Origin of the sequence: Sphingobium chungbukense, from assembly GCF_001005725.1 — a bacterium.
In the GTDB taxonomy this organism is placed as follows: domain Bacteria; phylum Pseudomonadota; class Alphaproteobacteria; order Sphingomonadales; family Sphingomonadaceae; genus Sphingobium; species Sphingobium chungbukense.
Genome location: NZ_LBIC01000004.1, coordinates 125941 through 139514, shown reverse-complemented (window position 1 = coordinate 139514; position 13574 = coordinate 125941). Strand labels below are relative to the sequence as shown.

Genomic DNA, 13574 nt, shown 5'->3' with positions numbered 1-13574 from the left:
TTGCCCGCGAGTGTGACGCCCGCCTTCGTCGATAACGGCGCCACCATGCGCAGCGCGACGAATGCGAAGGGCCTTCGCCTGAACCGCCTCGGCAATCACTTTCGCGCCGCCGTCACCATGCCGATCAGTAGGGCCGACGACGCAGCAGGGCTGATTGCCGATCTCATCGCCGCGAAGGAGGAAGGCCTACGGATGGCCTATCCGCTCCAGGGGGTGGATCAGGGAGTTCCGGGCGCCCCAGTTGTCAACGGAGCGGCGCAGGCGGGCAAGACCATCAACCTACGTGGCTTAACGCCGGGATATATCGCGCGGAAGGGCTTTTGGGTCTCCATCGTCAACGAAGCGGGTCAGCACTTCCTGCATAACGTCCGCGCGGAAGCAACGGCCAACGCTGGCGGCCTGCTCGCCCTGCCCATCAATCCCATGTTGCGCTATGCATTCGCGGACGGCGCTGCCGTGTTCCTTGCCCAGCCCATGATCGAGGGTGAGATCAGCGGCAATGAACAATCCTGGCAGATCGTACGCGGCGGTCGCATTACCGGGCTTGCCTTTATGATCGAGGAAATGGGCTGATGGACCGGGTAATTCTATCCGGCCTCATGAAGATCGAATTGCGCGACGGCAGGATCATTCGGCTGTGTGATGGTGGCTTCGTACTCTGGGGCGCCGAGATATTTCGGTCGTCCGATACGCAGTTCGGAATGATAGGATCGATGCAGGCGCTGGAGGAGGGTGTTGGGGACGAGGTGCCCGCCTTCCAGCTTACCTTTCTGCCCGTCAGCACGACCGCAGCGGCCGACCTGTCCGCGCCAGGTATGCAGGGCTCCCGCGCTCGGATTTGGATAGCGGAGATCAACCCCGATTCCGGCTTGCCCGTCGGGACGCCTGACCTGCAATTCGATGGCATGATCGACCGGACCGTGCTCCGCGTCGGCCTTCGGAAGCGCGAACTGGATATTGAGTTCGTCTCCTACTCCGAACGCTTGTTCACGATCGTCGAAGGAAACACGCTCGCCGCGAACTTTCACAAGTCGGTCTATCCCGGTGAATTGGGGGAGGACAACGCGACGGGCCTCGGCGTGGGCGTGGCCTGGGGCACCGAAGCCCAGCCCGGAGGCAATTCGCAGACGATCTGGACAAGCATCGCGGCCAACACGGCAGCCATGAGAGAACGGATGGATGGGTTTTTGGGATGAGTGATCTTTTGCGTCGCGCAGAGGCGACCCGCCTGACGATCAATAAATACCGCGCGCGGCCTTTCGACTGGAAGTCGCGATCGACATGCATTCATATGGCTCGCACGCATTTGCGCAACATGGGCCACAGACCGCCGCCAATCCCCGATTTTCGATCTGTGATAGGCGCCCGCCGGGCGCTTCAGAACACAGGGTTCGATAATTTGACCGCATTGCTGGACAGCCTTCTTCCGCGCATCGCCCCCGCCGAAATGCTTGTCGGAGATATTGCCATTCTGCCTGGCGATGAAGGGATGGAGGGCATCGTCATTTCGGCGGGCGGGAAGCTGATCGGCTACAACGAGGATGCGCCAGACGGCGTCAAGCCGTTGATGGCGCTGGTCCCGTTGCCTGCCGCTTGGCGGGCTTGATTACATACAGGTAGCGAATCGAGATTTGCCGGGATCGAAGTTCTTCGGGACGCGACCGACCGCATAGACGCGCGCGGATGTTTCGCCACTGCTGACGGTCTCGATGTCCGCAACAGTGAAGACCGTGTTTCCGAACTGCCCATTTACCGACTGGGTCAGTGAAACGCCGTTCTTGAGCGGCGTTGCCGTCACCATGACGGCCTTACCAGACTGCAAAATCAGCGTCACGCAGGCAGCGATGTCGTTCACTGCCTTCGGGCTGCTGCCTGAGAACATGACGGGGCGCGATCGAACGTCCTGAACGGACATGCATCCCGCCAAAGTCACGCATGCCGCGATCACAACACCAAGCTTCATTCCGTCGCCTCTCAGAGTTTCAGGCGCACGGTATGCCGGGGAAGTTAACGAATGTCCAAAACCTTGCGTACCGTTGCTCTTGTTGCTGGTGCTGTCGCCCTGGTTGCGACTGGCGTCGGAGCGGCAGCGAGCATCGGTGCTATCGGTGTAAGCTCATCTGCGGCGGCGGCTGGTGTCGCTGGCCTCACCTCCGCGTCTATTCTCGCCACTGCGACTACCGTCGCCACCGTCGCATCTGCCGTTGGTATGGCGGCCTCGATCGGCGCCCAGATCACGGCGAAAAAGCCGCCAGCGCGGGGCACGGTCAACGAGGTCATCATCTCGGCCGAACCGCCCGCGCCCTACATGATGGGCCGTACCTATTCGGGCGGTGTCCTGCGTCACGACGTCGGATACGGCGCGACGCTCAAGAAGGTGCCGAACCCCTATCGTGGCCAGGTGATCGAATATTCGGTCGCCGGCCCCTGCGATGGGCTGGAAAACATCTATGTCGACTATTCCGTCGTGCCGTTCGCCGGTGGTGCAGCGACGGGCTATTACAGCGGCTATCTTTATCGCGACGTTCGTGTCGGGCTGACGACTGAGACCGCGCTGACCCCGCATTTCGCGGGCATGCCCAACTGGACGTCGAACCACAAGCTATCGAGCAAGGCGGCGATCCTGCTCAATGGCAAGTTCGACAAGGACGGCAAGCGCTTCGCCTCCGGATGGCCAGCGACCGGCGCCGTCTGGCGCGGCGTGAAGACCTATGACGCGCGCAAGGACAGCACCTATCCCGGCGGCTCGGGCGCACATCGCATCAACGATGAAAGCACCTGGGAATATTCCGAGGACCCAGGCCAGCACGCGCTTGCCTATGCGCTGGGCAGGTTCCGGAATGGCAAGAAGGTCTTTGGCGTCGGTCTGCCGGTCGATGGCATAATCGTCGAGCATTTCGTTGAACTGTCCAATGTCTGCCAGGCGAACGGCTGGAAAGTCGGCGGCGTCATTTATGAGCCGGGCGACCGTTGGGCGAATCTGAAACGCATCCTTGAGGCGGGCGGTGCGGAACCGCTGTTCATCGGCGGCAAGCTCGGCCTGCGCATCAATGCTCCGCGCGTGTCTATCTATGACCTGACAGCCAGTGATCTCACCGAGGATGACGCCGAGATCCCGGCCGCCAAGACATGGCGCGAGCGCCGCAACGGCATCCGTCCAAAGTACCGGTCCGAAGCCAACAAATGGACCTACGTCTCTTCCGACCTCGTTTCGATCCCCTCTTACATCACCGAGGACGGCGAAGAAAAATTCGAGGAGTTGCAGTGGGACCTGGTCCAGAACAAGGATCAGGTTGCGAAGCTGGCCGCCTACCGGCTGGTGAACGGTCGAGAAATCGGCCCGATCACACTAGTTTGTAAGCCGCACATGCGGACCTTTGGCCCCGGCGACATGATCACGCTCAACCTGGGAGCGGACCATGCCCTCGGCGGCATGGACGCGGTCATATTGAAGCGCAGCGTCGATCCGGGGTCGATGAAAGTCACCCTGACCCTCGAAACCGAGACGGCCGGGAAGCATGATTTTGCGCTCGGCCGGACCGGGACCGCGCCGCCGTCGCCAGCGCTTGCCGCCACCGAAGACAAGGACGTCATCGCGGCAGAAGTCATCAAGACGGACGAAATCCCGTGGACTGGGGTGCTCGACGACGATCCGGATCATCCGAAGCCGGAGGATGGTGCGACCGTCGGCATGACCGATGCCGAAGCGCTCGCCTTTGCCCAGCTTGACGCCGACACGGCCGCCGCTACCGCCGCAGTTGCAACGGCTCAGTCGGAAATCGATACGGCCGTTGCGGCAATAGCAGCGCAAGGCACTGCCATTTCCACGATCGAGGCTAATGTCGCGACCAACTCAGGCGACATTGAACTGCTTGCCGAACAGATCCGAGCGTTGAGTACGGAGGCCATGGCCGAGCTTTCGAACAAGCTCGGCGTCATGGTGACTGACAATGAAAGCGTCGCTGGCGCACTGCTCGCCGCTACGATCAAGACCAGCGAGCAATCGGCCGCATTCTCGAGCGAGCGCACGATTCGCGCCAATTCCGAAGAGGTGATCGCTCGCTCAGTCGATGCGATCAACGTCCGAATGGGTGCGGCCGAGGCTGGTATCAGCAGTGAAGCAACAATTCGCGCCACGGCAGACACCGCCCTCTCGAACCGCATCGATACGCTGACTGCTACCGTGGGCGATAATACAGCGTCGATAAACGCTGAAGCATCGACGCGAGCGACCGCAGACACGGGCCTGGCTAATTCGATCAACAGCCTGACCGTCACGGTGAACGGTCATACGGCGAGCATCTCGGCAAATGCCTCGGCAATTGGGACAGCCAATGGCAACATTACGACTCTGTTCGCCCGTTATGCGCTCCGTCTGGACGTCAACGGCTATACGATCGGCTATGAGCTGAACAATAACGGGACGACCGGCAGCATCAAATTCAGGGCCGATCTGTTCGAAGTTTCCAGTCCTACTGGCGGCGCTCGAACGGAATTTAGCGGCGGCAATTGGCGCGTTTACGATAGCAGCGGCGTGTTGCGCGTCCGACTGGGCGTGTGGTGATCGATGCCCGCCGGGATGGAGTATTATGACGCGGCGGGCGTCCTGGTGGCATCCGTCACCACGAAGGTTTTCAAGATCCTGGGGAGCGTGTCGATCAATTCTGCCAGCAATCCGAGTGGGTCGATAACCAATACCGATTTCGCACTTGGCGACGCCGACTTCTTCTTCGCTGCCATCGGTGGCGCCTGGGGCAGCTTCCCCACGATCAGCATCTCCGGGAACACGATCAGTTGGTCGAACCCAAAATCGACTACATGGTCGGGGACACTCGTTTATGGGTTTTGGTGATGCCTGACGCCAACGCTGAAATCTATACTGCTGACGGCAAGCTCCAATGGGCGGCGCGCTTCTCGCCTCTGCATCTGGTTTCCGTTGTCACGCAGACGGCTGCATCGGTCGGAGGCGCGCCCTATTTCGGCACCTGGGGCTCGACGACCTTCGTGTTTTCAACATCGATCGCACGCCCGCTCGTGGCATTCCGCAGCGCTTCACCGATAGGGTTCTATCTCGTCTCCCAGAGCGGCGGCAACTGGCGATATCAGGTCTGGACCCGGAGCAACGCGACTGCGGACGTCACGGCGTATATCTTTTCCGATGATCCGCCGCCGGCGGTTTCCGGCGGGCTTGAGATGTTCAATACGAGCGGCGTGCGTACATTTTCACTTGCTTGCCGCCCTGCTCGGATCGTCGGCCGTGCTGATAGCGGGGCGCCTTTTTCTGGCGATTCGTCGCGCCGATATGCGGTGTTGAAGCCTTCGGCGTATGCTCAGCGCGTCGCGATCGATCAGGGAGGGGGCAATTTCACCATTCAGGATCGCATGGGCATCGCCACGATAAACGACGGGGCAGGATCAGTGACGATGGGGTTTGCGCAGTACACAAATTATTCAGCGCCCGATCCGGTGGATTTTCGCACCGAAACGCGCGGCGATCTCAAGGCCCTGATACTAGACGTGACGAATTACTAACGATTTTCGCCAGCGCCAGATGATTTGGCTTCCTTCGTCCGGCGCTCAATCTCTCGCTCCACCGCCTCGCGAACGAAATCGGTCCTGTCCTCGTCCTCGCGCAGAACAGCGTTGATCCGATTGAACGTTCCCGCGCGGAAGCGGGCGTGCATGTTTTCGGACCAGAGCGGCGGGCGTCCCATACGGCGCGGACTATCGCATATCACTTTCTCGGCCAAGAACTAATTCCTCATATCACTTATTGGCACTTCATAACTCATATCACTTATGATAAGTCATATCAGTTATGGAGGCAAGCGGATCAATCGCAGCCTCTTCGAGAAGGAGGCTCTATGCTGACCATTTTGCTTGCTCTTGCCGCGTCGACGGCTGGTCCCCAGGGCGCCCGCCCGCCGCTCATCGTGATTATCGACAACAGTCGCGTTTGCGGTATCGGCGGGCGCGTTGCCGATTACCAGATCCGCAAAGCCGAAGCCGCCGCGAAAAAGGCCATCCAGGCGGCCAAGGCCGAAGGCCGGGAGGTCCGCGTGATCCGGAACGACAATGCAATCCAGGTCGGTTCGTTCAACGGCGCTGCCGATGGCATTGGCGGCGCACCTGTCTTCATGCCGATCTGCTGAAAGACGTTCCGGCGACCGGCATTCGACGACTGCAAGCCGTCGCAACACCCAGCTTCATAACACTCCAATCAGGGAGACTTCGCTTGGCTTGGTACAATGCTGGGACGGTCGCCGTCACCAATAATAGCGCCACCGTTACCGGAACCGGTACGACATGGGCGGATAATGTCGATGCCGGCCAGTCGTTCATCGGGCCCGATGGACTTCCGTATGAGATCGCTTCGGTCGTCTCAGCGACCTCCATCACGCTGGCGAGCAACTATCGCGGCGTAACGGCGTCGGGTCAGACGTACCGGATTATGCCTGTGCAGGGCTATCTGCGCGACCTGGCGACACAGGCGGCAGCGCTGGTGCTGTCCTTCGTCACGGTGCGTGATGGCGTGGGACAGGGGAAGTTTCCCGATGGGACTGTCGGGACGCCCGGTATCAGGTTCGCAAGCGACGAGGATACCGGCTTCTATAGGCCGGGGGCCAACACGATTGCTTGGGCGACCAACGGGACCGAGCGTGTCCGCATCAACGGCAGTGGCTATGTAGGGATCGGCACAAACAACCCGCTGTGGCGGCATCATGTTCTAGGCTCCGAAGTTGATCTTGCGGGCTTCATTTCGACAAGTGCCAATTCTGGCGTTCTGATCGGTGATAGCGTCGCAGCAATCCGACTTGGTACGCGAAGCGGTGCGTTTATCGTTGATGTTGGCGCAGAACGAATGAGGATTAATACCGGCGGCAATGTTGGAATTGGCACGAGTTCGCCAGCGGGACGGCTTCACACTGGGCTTACATCGTCGTTCTTTTGGGGTGGCAACTGGGATGCTGGAACAGCCGTATTCGGGGGCGCAGGCGCATCCTCCGGCGCGTTAGGCATTAGCTACAATGACACGGACGGTGCGATAATGGGCGCAATTTCGCCCGGTGTTGCTTGGCGTAAAATCACTCTGTTAGCTGAAAGTATTGCGTTTCAGACGGCAGGTGCAAATACACGGTGGCAAGTGCAAAACAACGGTCATTTTGCCGCAGGAGTAGATAACTCATATTCGCTTGGCACGGCGGCTCTCCGTGCAAGCGTGGTATTCTCCGCAACCGGCGCCATCAACACCTCCGACGCCCGCGCCAAGCAGGACATTGCGTCCATCCCGGACGAGTGGCTCGACGCTTGGGCCGCAGTGGACTGGAAGCGCTACAAGTTCATCGACGCCGTACAGGCCAAGGGTGATGATGCCCGCTGGCATTTGGGCCTTGTTGCCCAAGCTGTCCGGGACGCTTTTTCTGAGACAGGCTTGGACGCTCAGGCCATCGGCCTTCTCTGCTACGACCAGTGGGACGAGAAGACCGAGCCGGTTTACGAGACGGTCACAAAGACCCGCATGGTGGAGCGCCAAGAACCCCGCACGCGCACCGTTCAACAGGAGCGCCCTGGATTCCGGCGGCTCGATCCCGACGATCCGGAAAGCCTGTTCGAGCCCTTTATCGAGACGATCGAAGTGGAAGAAACCTACTTCGAAACCGTCGAGGTTGAGGAAGAATATGAGGTCGAGGAGGATACTGGCGAGACGCGCGTGACGCTAGAAGCCGGCGACCGCTGGGGCCTGCGCTATGACGAATGCCAAGCCATGGAGGCGGCATGGCAGCGGCGTGAGCTGGCGCGCAAAGATGCCGCGCTTCAGACCATGGAAGCGACGATTGCCACCCTTTCCGCCCGCCTCAGTGCGCTGGACGGAGCGTGATCGATGCAGGGCGCAACATTCACACAGCAAGGAACATCGGCAATGACGCCAGGGGTTGAGGCGTTGATCGCCAAATACGGATGGATCTGGGTCGGCCTCACGTTTGGGCTGGCCGCGAAATATGCGCTGCTGATCAAGCGCGGAGTTAAGATCAGGGCATGGTTGGTCATCGCAGACATTCTGCTGCTGCCGATGGTCGCCCTGATAGCGTTCTGGATCGTCAAGCAGGCGGGCGTGGACGGCGAAGGAGCCGCGCTTCTGACTGCGGCAGCAACAGTCGGCGCCGACCGGGTGGTCAAGCTCTATACCGATCGGTTTCTCCGCCAGGTTGACGCGGTCCTTCTGGACACAGTGGCCCACCGCAAGGCGGCTATCCGGGAAGAAGTGCAAGCTGAACTGAGCGCGAACCGCACGATGCAGGACATCGCCTCCGGCAAGCGGGCGATCGGCGGCGAGTAAGCGACTGACAATCCCGATTTCCGGGAACAGACGAACGACAGGGCGCTTCTGGCGCCCTTTTCCATGGGAGAATGACATGACCAAGACGCCGAAGGAGATGATCGACGACGTCATCACCCGCGAAGGCGATTATGTGAACCATCCGGCCGATCGCGGCGGGCCGACCCGCTTCGGCATCGTCCAGACGCTTGCCCGGGCGAACGGTTATCAGGGGGACATGAAGGCGCTGCCGCGTTCGCTGGCTTTCGACATCTATTGGCGGCAGTTCGTCACGGCGACCGGCATCGATCTACTCGCCAAGCGGGCGCCGGCGCTTGCTGCGGAGGCGCTGGACACCGGCGTCAATATGGGCGCGCCCTGGGGCGTCATGTTTCTTCAGCGCGCGCTCAACGCCTTCAACGAGGGCGGGAAACTCTGGCCGGATCTGGCGAAGGTTGACGGCAACTATGGCGCGAAGAGCGACGCGGCGCTTGCTGCCTATATTGCCCATCCCCGCCGCGGCCGAATCGATGTCCTGCTGGAGGCCATGAACGCGCTTCAGGGCGAACGCTATCTGGGGATTGCCGAGCGCAATCCGACGCAAGAGGCTTTCGTCTACGGCTGGCTTCTCAACCGCGTGGCGACCGCTGCATGAGCTGGGCCGCAGCATTGGCGCTCGCTCGCCGCTTCTGGTGGGCACCCGTCATCATCGGCCTGATGGTCGCCCTCGCCCTGACATCGATGAAGGTCGATGTCCGCACGGCGGAGCGTGACAAGGCACGAACCGATTTCGCGGCAGAGCATCAGGCCCATAGGCAAACCGAAGCGAACTATCGCGCCGCCAGCGCCGAAGCCCAGCGCCAAGCGGCCAGGAACGTGAAGCGCGTCGAGGCCGAACAGATCGCCATCACCGAAAGGACCGTCAATGACCTCAAGAGCCATTATGCTGATGTCGATACTCGCTATGAGCGCGTGCGCGCGGAACTCGCCGCCCGCGCCGATCTCCGCAGTTCCGACCCGGCTCCAGTGTCCACCGCCAGCGACGCCACCTGCCGAGCTTATGCAGGGACCGATTGTGACGGACTTCTTGCCAAGCTCCGAATAGCCGAGAGGCAGGCGTGGAACCTGATCAAGCTCCGGGAATGGGCGGCAGAGCAGGCGGCAGTTAAGGCCGAGCCGTCCGCACGGCTTATTCTGCCGCCAGATGGCACCGGGTCAGGACAGCCTTAACTGGGCTGCAAGGAAGACCAGAACCAGCATTATTATCGGAAGCATTATGGCGGCGAGGATCATCTTGTTCCTTGTCGCCTCATCGTTGGAAAACGGAATATCGAGCGCTGCTGGGATTGGCGGTGTCTGAATAGAGGGGGTATCGCCATCAGCAGCCGATGGCGCGTGATGGGAAGGCTGGCGTAGGCGCTCCCCGATCGAGCCGCCGACGAAGAATATGGCTCCCGCAAGAAAGACGGCGAGGCCGCCGTTAAAGACCATCTCGCGAACCTGAGCGCGCGGCAGGTTGTAGGTTTCGACGAACTTGCCAGATCCTATCACCGCCCCAGTATATGGAAGCGTGGTCATTTCTTCGTTGCTGACGGTTGACGGCAGAAGCGTCAATGCCACGATCGCCATAAGCGCGCCAATCGTTAAGCCAAGGATTCCGTACAGTTTCATCTCATACCCTCCCCGAGCATCTTAATTCGCGGCGGGAGGGGCCTGTGGTCAATAGGAAAACTGAGGCAATTAGCCCCAGTTTTCGGTCAGCCTTCCTCCAGTATGGCGTCGATCATGGCACTCGCGGCTTGGACCGAAGACCGGCGCCCACCGTCGTCATCCTATACGCCCACGCGTTTTTCCTTGAGCGGCCATAGCTTGCTCAATGCCCACGCGCTGAGCAAATTCCTGCAGTAGTGCCCGCCTTTCCGTCAGTACCTCGGGATGCTCCGCGAGATACAGGACGGCAAGCCCCGTGCGATGCTCTATAGCAGCCTTCCCGCCCTCCATCTCCACGACTGCCTTGCGGCTCATGTCCAGCGCCATAGCCATGTCCATCTGGGTCCAGCCCAAGCCCTTCCTGATATTCTTCAGTTCATCCGGGGTCATAGTTGGTATCCAAAACGAGCGAGGGCGCCGCTGAGGCCATCCACCAGCTTTTGCTGGCGGCCGATCCATGACCGATCGTCCTCGGAAAGTTCATCCATGCAGAAGGGGTGCAGACCGCCCTTTCCGTCGCCGCAACGCAGGCTCTGCTTCTCGACTTCCAGATTTGCATGGAGGCGGAGTAAGGCCGATTTTGAGGCGCAGAATAGGGCTGTGACGTCCTCTGCCGTGTAATTCTCTGCCAGCCGGAATGGCCGCAGGACGCTAGATTGCATTGCCATCGCTAAAGCCTTATCCTCACCCTATCCCCGCCCCGGTGGCTAGACCGGGGCGGGGGGCTTCTTAGAGTTGGATTGTGACTGTGAAGGTCACTTTCCAAATCCGAAGCCGGATTGAGAGATGCATCTCTCGCTCCTTTCGGGTTTGTCAGCGGGCTCACCGGGTTGGTATCGCCGTCTGACAAGGAAGGTTATGACACCTCACGTTACATCGCGCAAGCGAAAAGTAACGTGAGGTTTCTTTTTATCTGAGACACGTCCGCCGCCAGATGTACGACAGCATCGTACAACTGCGAGCGGGGGTGCTGGGCGGCAACCCAGCAACCAACGGGAAGGTTCGACACACCCCGTTACGAGCGGCCCGCGCGCGCCGCGTCGCCCCGCGCCTGTGCACCAGGCGGGGCTTGTGTGAGCAAAAACCATTATGGAGTCCTTAAACGGCCAGACGCCTTTCGGTGTCGCTGGCGACGATGTCGGCTATCTGTTCGATCCCTTTGCGGACCTTCTCAATCAGCGCGAGGCCATCGGCTTCGGTAATCAGGCCTTCCGAGTCGTCATCATCGACCGGCTGTTGGCCAATGAGATCATCCGCGCCAACCACTACAGCAAGCGGGTCTATTCCGCATCCACGCTTCACCTTGGCGTATATATTGATGCCAATATGGTGGGCGTGCTCCAATATGGCTTCGCCATGAACCCAGCGAGCGCGGACAGCGTCGTCGCCGGTACGGCCATGTCGGAATATCTCGAACTGAACCGCATGTGGCTCTCGGACGCTGCGCCGCGCAACAGCGAGAGCAGGGCGCTCGCCTTTTCGATCCGGCTGATCCGGCGCGTCCGGCCGACCGTCAAATGGATACAGTCGTTTGCGGATGAGCGGTGCGGCCTGTTCGGGACGGTCTATCAGGCGGCGGGGTTCAGTTACCACGGCGAGCATATTGGCATCTTCTGGGAACTGGATGGCGACTTCTATCACAACAGCCTTGTCACCAATGGCAAGAGCGGAGGGCCGAGAGCCATGGCCATCCGTGCCGGCCTTGATCGGGCAACACGGCACAAGCTGCGCCAGTTTCGGTATCTCCGGTTCCTCAAGCCCCGATTCGCGAAGGGGTGCCGCTATCCGGCGCTGCCGTTTCCGAAGCCCGATTATGCACCCTAAGTTTTTCTTAGGGTGAGCAGTTGCAGTTTCTGCCAAGCAGCGGCATCTGCTCCTTATGCGGCCCGTCCATCGGACGAGCGCGGTGCCCCCGCGTGCGAGGACGGTGCGACCCCGTCGGGCCGCTCCATTGCCATACAGGGCCCATCATAATATTCCTGCGCTATGGCTCGACCGCCCATGTCCATCGCCGTCGTCGGCGCAGGCTACCCGAACAAGCGCGGGCCCACCCGGCGCTTCGAGATCGCTATGTGTGTTCCGGGCGAATCGGTCGAGCTTCGTCGCGAGCCCAAGAACCCGGCGGACAGCAGGGCGATTGGGGTCTATTCCGAACGCGGTATCCAGATCGGCTACGTCCCTGCCGAACAAGCACAATGGATCGGCGGCCAGCTTGCCGTGATCCGAGCGATTTTCCAGCGTGCGGACACATTCGGCGCGGTGATCCGGGCGACGTTCGACGGCAGTACGCCGGTCTTGCCGGTCGAGAAGCCGGTTGAGCGCCGGGCTCCTGCGTCTGATCCTGATGGCTATGGCGACGATGACTGGCCGCCGCGCGAGCCGAAAGATGATTTCAGCAGCATATAGGTGCAAACGCGAACGTTGCATGGCACCAGCATACGTGCGATTCTAAATTGTGCGAACCGACATGCAACCGAATGACGATCAGAGTGGCGCGACGCGCGCATGGCTATCTGGCCTTGCCGTGGTGATCGCGGTGATCGTTTCGTTTATCGGCTTCGCTCGTGTGTCGGTCGGCTGGACGCTTGTAGTGTCCACAGTCATTTTCTTCGGCCTTGTCGCCTTCCTATGGGCGGCCGGAGGCGGGAAAAAGGGGTAGGCTCGGAGATGCTGGAGGGAGCGGCTGTAAAAGCCGCGTGACCCGCCGCGACGTAGGGTCTGTGATCCAAGTCGACCCGCTATACCGCTCGCGATATTGAATTTCGATCTTCACCACGACGCCCTCAGCGATCTGTATCGGCAACGTCTTGTTATGGATGGCATCAAGAACCGCCTGGTCGACCATGAGCGCACTGAACTCAATGCCGTCACGCGCGAACGTCCATCGCCGCTTTTCGGGAATCAGGGCTGGTTTAATCAACGTTACGTCCCAGATCGCTACCCTATTTTCTATCCGGTCCGGCTCAGGCTCCGGATTAGGCGTGAACACGCCTCCCCGCAGTGCAAATTCATCTCTCGGAACAGTAATGATGGGGACGCGCGTGTTGGACAGTATCTGGACACTCATGAACGCAGGTTCCGCCTGAAGGCCGCCGAATAGGTCCGCAGACTGCCGCTGCAACTCCACTGAATCGCGTAGATCTTCTTCGATGTTCTGGAAGACCTCCATCTGATCATCAGGGATGCGTGGGTCAGGCGAGATCGCATTTACGATGACCTGCCCAACCACTGCGCTGGCGATCATTGATCCCAACGCCATCGCCGCTTTGCCGACCAGCGGATATTCGTCGGCGCCGCGCTTCATACGCTCGCCAGCGCTTTCCATGCGACGCAGGGCCAGCTTGAAAATCTGGCTTCCTTCTTCAACGCCAACTATTTCGACCGCCACTTGTGCCACTGGATCGATTAGCCCAGCCGCAGTGCGGACCGTATCGACGTATGCGATTATCGCCTCGGCAACAGCCTCAGCGCGGGGGTAGAGCCCCGGCACCAGGTTGAATTTGAGAATGTAGTCTTCTTCTGGCTGGTCTGTCATTCTGCCCCCTCC

The 13574-nt window shown here is 60.4% G+C and carries 18 protein-coding genes; 12 read left to right on the top strand and 6 right to left on the bottom strand.

The window, feature by feature from the left end; translation table 11 throughout:
- The first annotated feature begins 12 nt into the window (after nt 1–12).
- The 3 genes from YP76_RS09955 to YP76_RS29245 are packed head-to-tail and all read left to right on the top strand — an operon-like array spanning nt 13 to nt 1606.
- Nucleotides 13–573 (top strand): hypothetical protein, encoded by a 561-nt coding sequence (locus YP76_RS09955; protein WP_052757373.1) that lies wholly within the window; start codon nt 13–15, stop codon nt 571–573.
- Nucleotides 573–1196 carry a hypothetical protein gene (locus YP76_RS09950; protein WP_046763451.1) on the top strand — a complete coding sequence of 208 codons (624 nt, stop codon included), beginning with the start codon at nt 573–575 and terminating at the stop codon, nt 1194–1196. Before YP76_RS09955 ends, YP76_RS09950 begins: the two co-directional genes overlap by 1 nt.
- Nucleotides 1193–1606: a DUF6950 family protein gene (locus tag YP76_RS29245; RefSeq protein WP_046763450.1), complete on the top strand. Its 414-nt coding sequence runs from the start codon at nt 1193–1195 to the stop codon at nt 1604–1606. Before YP76_RS09950 ends, YP76_RS29245 begins: the two co-directional genes overlap by 4 nt.
- On the opposite strand, the gene YP76_RS09940 is transcribed toward YP76_RS29245, so the two are convergent.
- Entirely contained in the window at nt 1607–1963 is a 357-nt protein-coding gene (locus YP76_RS09940; protein WP_046763449.1) for a hypothetical protein, read from the bottom strand.
- A gap of 51 nt (nt 1964–2014) precedes the next feature.
- Here YP76_RS09940 and YP76_RS26590 point away from each other — a divergent pair, with 51 nt between their 5' ends.
- Entirely contained in the window at nt 2015–4564 is a 2550-nt protein-coding gene (locus YP76_RS26590; protein WP_157035737.1) for a hypothetical protein, read from the top strand.
- A gap of 23 nt (nt 4565–4587) precedes the next feature.
- On the opposite strand, the gene YP76_RS27735 is transcribed toward YP76_RS26590, so the two are convergent.
- Nucleotides 4588–4740: a hypothetical protein gene (locus tag YP76_RS27735; protein WP_232307501.1), complete on the bottom strand. Its 153-nt coding sequence runs from the start codon at nt 4738–4740 to the stop codon at nt 4588–4590.
- Between the two features lie 54 nt (nt 4741–4794).
- Here YP76_RS27735 and YP76_RS09925 point away from each other — a divergent pair, with 54 nt between their 5' ends.
- Nucleotides 4795–5532 (top strand): hypothetical protein, encoded by a 738-nt coding sequence (locus YP76_RS09925; protein WP_157035735.1) that lies wholly within the window; start codon nt 4795–4797, stop codon nt 5530–5532.
- On the opposite strand, the gene YP76_RS09920 is transcribed toward YP76_RS09925, so the two are convergent.
- Nucleotides 5529–5684 (bottom strand): hypothetical protein, encoded by a 156-nt coding sequence (locus YP76_RS09920; protein WP_232307500.1) that lies wholly within the window; start codon nt 5682–5684, stop codon nt 5529–5531. The genes YP76_RS09925 and YP76_RS09920 overlap by 4 nt on opposite strands.
- Before the next feature lie 180 nt (nt 5685–5864).
- On the opposite strand from YP76_RS09920, the gene YP76_RS28210 reads away from it, so the two are divergent.
- The 5 genes from YP76_RS28210 to YP76_RS09895 all read left to right on the top strand — a co-directional run bounded on the left by YP76_RS28210 (nt 5865) and on the right by YP76_RS09895 (nt 9547).
- Nucleotides 5865–6152, top strand: a complete 288-nt coding sequence (locus YP76_RS28210) for a hypothetical protein (protein WP_046763445.1) — start codon at nt 5865–5867, stop codon at nt 6150–6152.
- 83 nt (nt 6153–6235) lie between these two features.
- On the top strand, nt 6236–7879 hold the full coding sequence (locus YP76_RS26585; RefSeq protein ID WP_052757370.1) for a tail fiber domain-containing protein: 1644 nt from the start codon (nt 6236–6238) through the stop codon (nt 7877–7879).
- Between the two features lie 42 nt (nt 7880–7921).
- Nucleotides 7922–8338 carry a hypothetical protein gene (locus YP76_RS09905; RefSeq protein ID WP_046763444.1) on the top strand — a complete coding sequence of 139 codons (417 nt, stop codon included), beginning with the start codon at nt 7922–7924 and terminating at the stop codon, nt 8336–8338.
- A 76-nt stretch (nt 8339–8414) separates the two neighbouring features.
- On the top strand, nt 8415–8972 hold the full coding sequence (locus YP76_RS09900; RefSeq protein WP_046763443.1) for a glycoside hydrolase family 108 protein: 558 nt from the start codon (nt 8415–8417) through the stop codon (nt 8970–8972).
- On the top strand, nt 8969–9547 hold the full coding sequence (locus YP76_RS09895; protein WP_046763442.1) for a hypothetical protein: 579 nt from the start codon (nt 8969–8971) through the stop codon (nt 9545–9547). The genes YP76_RS09900 and YP76_RS09895 overlap by 4 nt, the downstream gene beginning before the upstream one ends.
- Here YP76_RS09895 and YP76_RS09890 read toward each other — a convergent pair.
- Both YP76_RS09890 and YP76_RS09885 read right to left on the bottom strand, forming a co-directional pair.
- Entirely contained in the window at nt 9533–9988 is a 456-nt protein-coding gene (locus tag YP76_RS09890) for a hypothetical protein (RefSeq protein WP_046763441.1), read from the bottom strand. The two genes, YP76_RS09895 and YP76_RS09890, sit on opposite strands and share 15 nt — an antisense overlap.
- A gap of 156 nt (nt 9989–10144) precedes the next feature.
- A complete protein-coding gene (locus YP76_RS09885; RefSeq protein WP_046763440.1) occupies nt 10145–10417 on the bottom strand; it encodes a helix-turn-helix domain-containing protein in 273 nt (90 codons plus the stop codon).
- A gap of 699 nt (nt 10418–11116) precedes the next feature.
- On the opposite strand from YP76_RS09885, the gene YP76_RS09875 reads away from it, so the two are divergent.
- Both YP76_RS09875 and YP76_RS09870 read left to right on the top strand, forming a co-directional pair.
- A complete protein-coding gene (locus tag YP76_RS09875) occupies nt 11117–11851 on the top strand; it encodes a Mom family adenine methylcarbamoylation protein (protein ID WP_052757369.1) in 735 nt (244 codons plus the stop codon).
- A 177-nt stretch (nt 11852–12028) separates the two neighbouring features.
- Complete coding sequence (locus tag YP76_RS09870) at nt 12029–12433, top strand: HIRAN domain-containing protein (protein ID WP_232307499.1); 405 nt, start codon at nt 12029–12031, stop codon at nt 12431–12433.
- Nucleotides 12434–12653: 220 nt separating this feature from the next.
- Here YP76_RS09870 and YP76_RS09865 read toward each other — a convergent pair whose 3' ends face one another.
- Nucleotides 12654–13562 carry a hypothetical protein gene (locus YP76_RS09865; protein ID WP_046763437.1) on the bottom strand — a complete coding sequence of 303 codons (909 nt, stop codon included), beginning with the start codon at nt 13560–13562 and terminating at the stop codon, nt 12654–12656.
- Nucleotides 13563–13574: the final 12 nt, after the last annotated feature.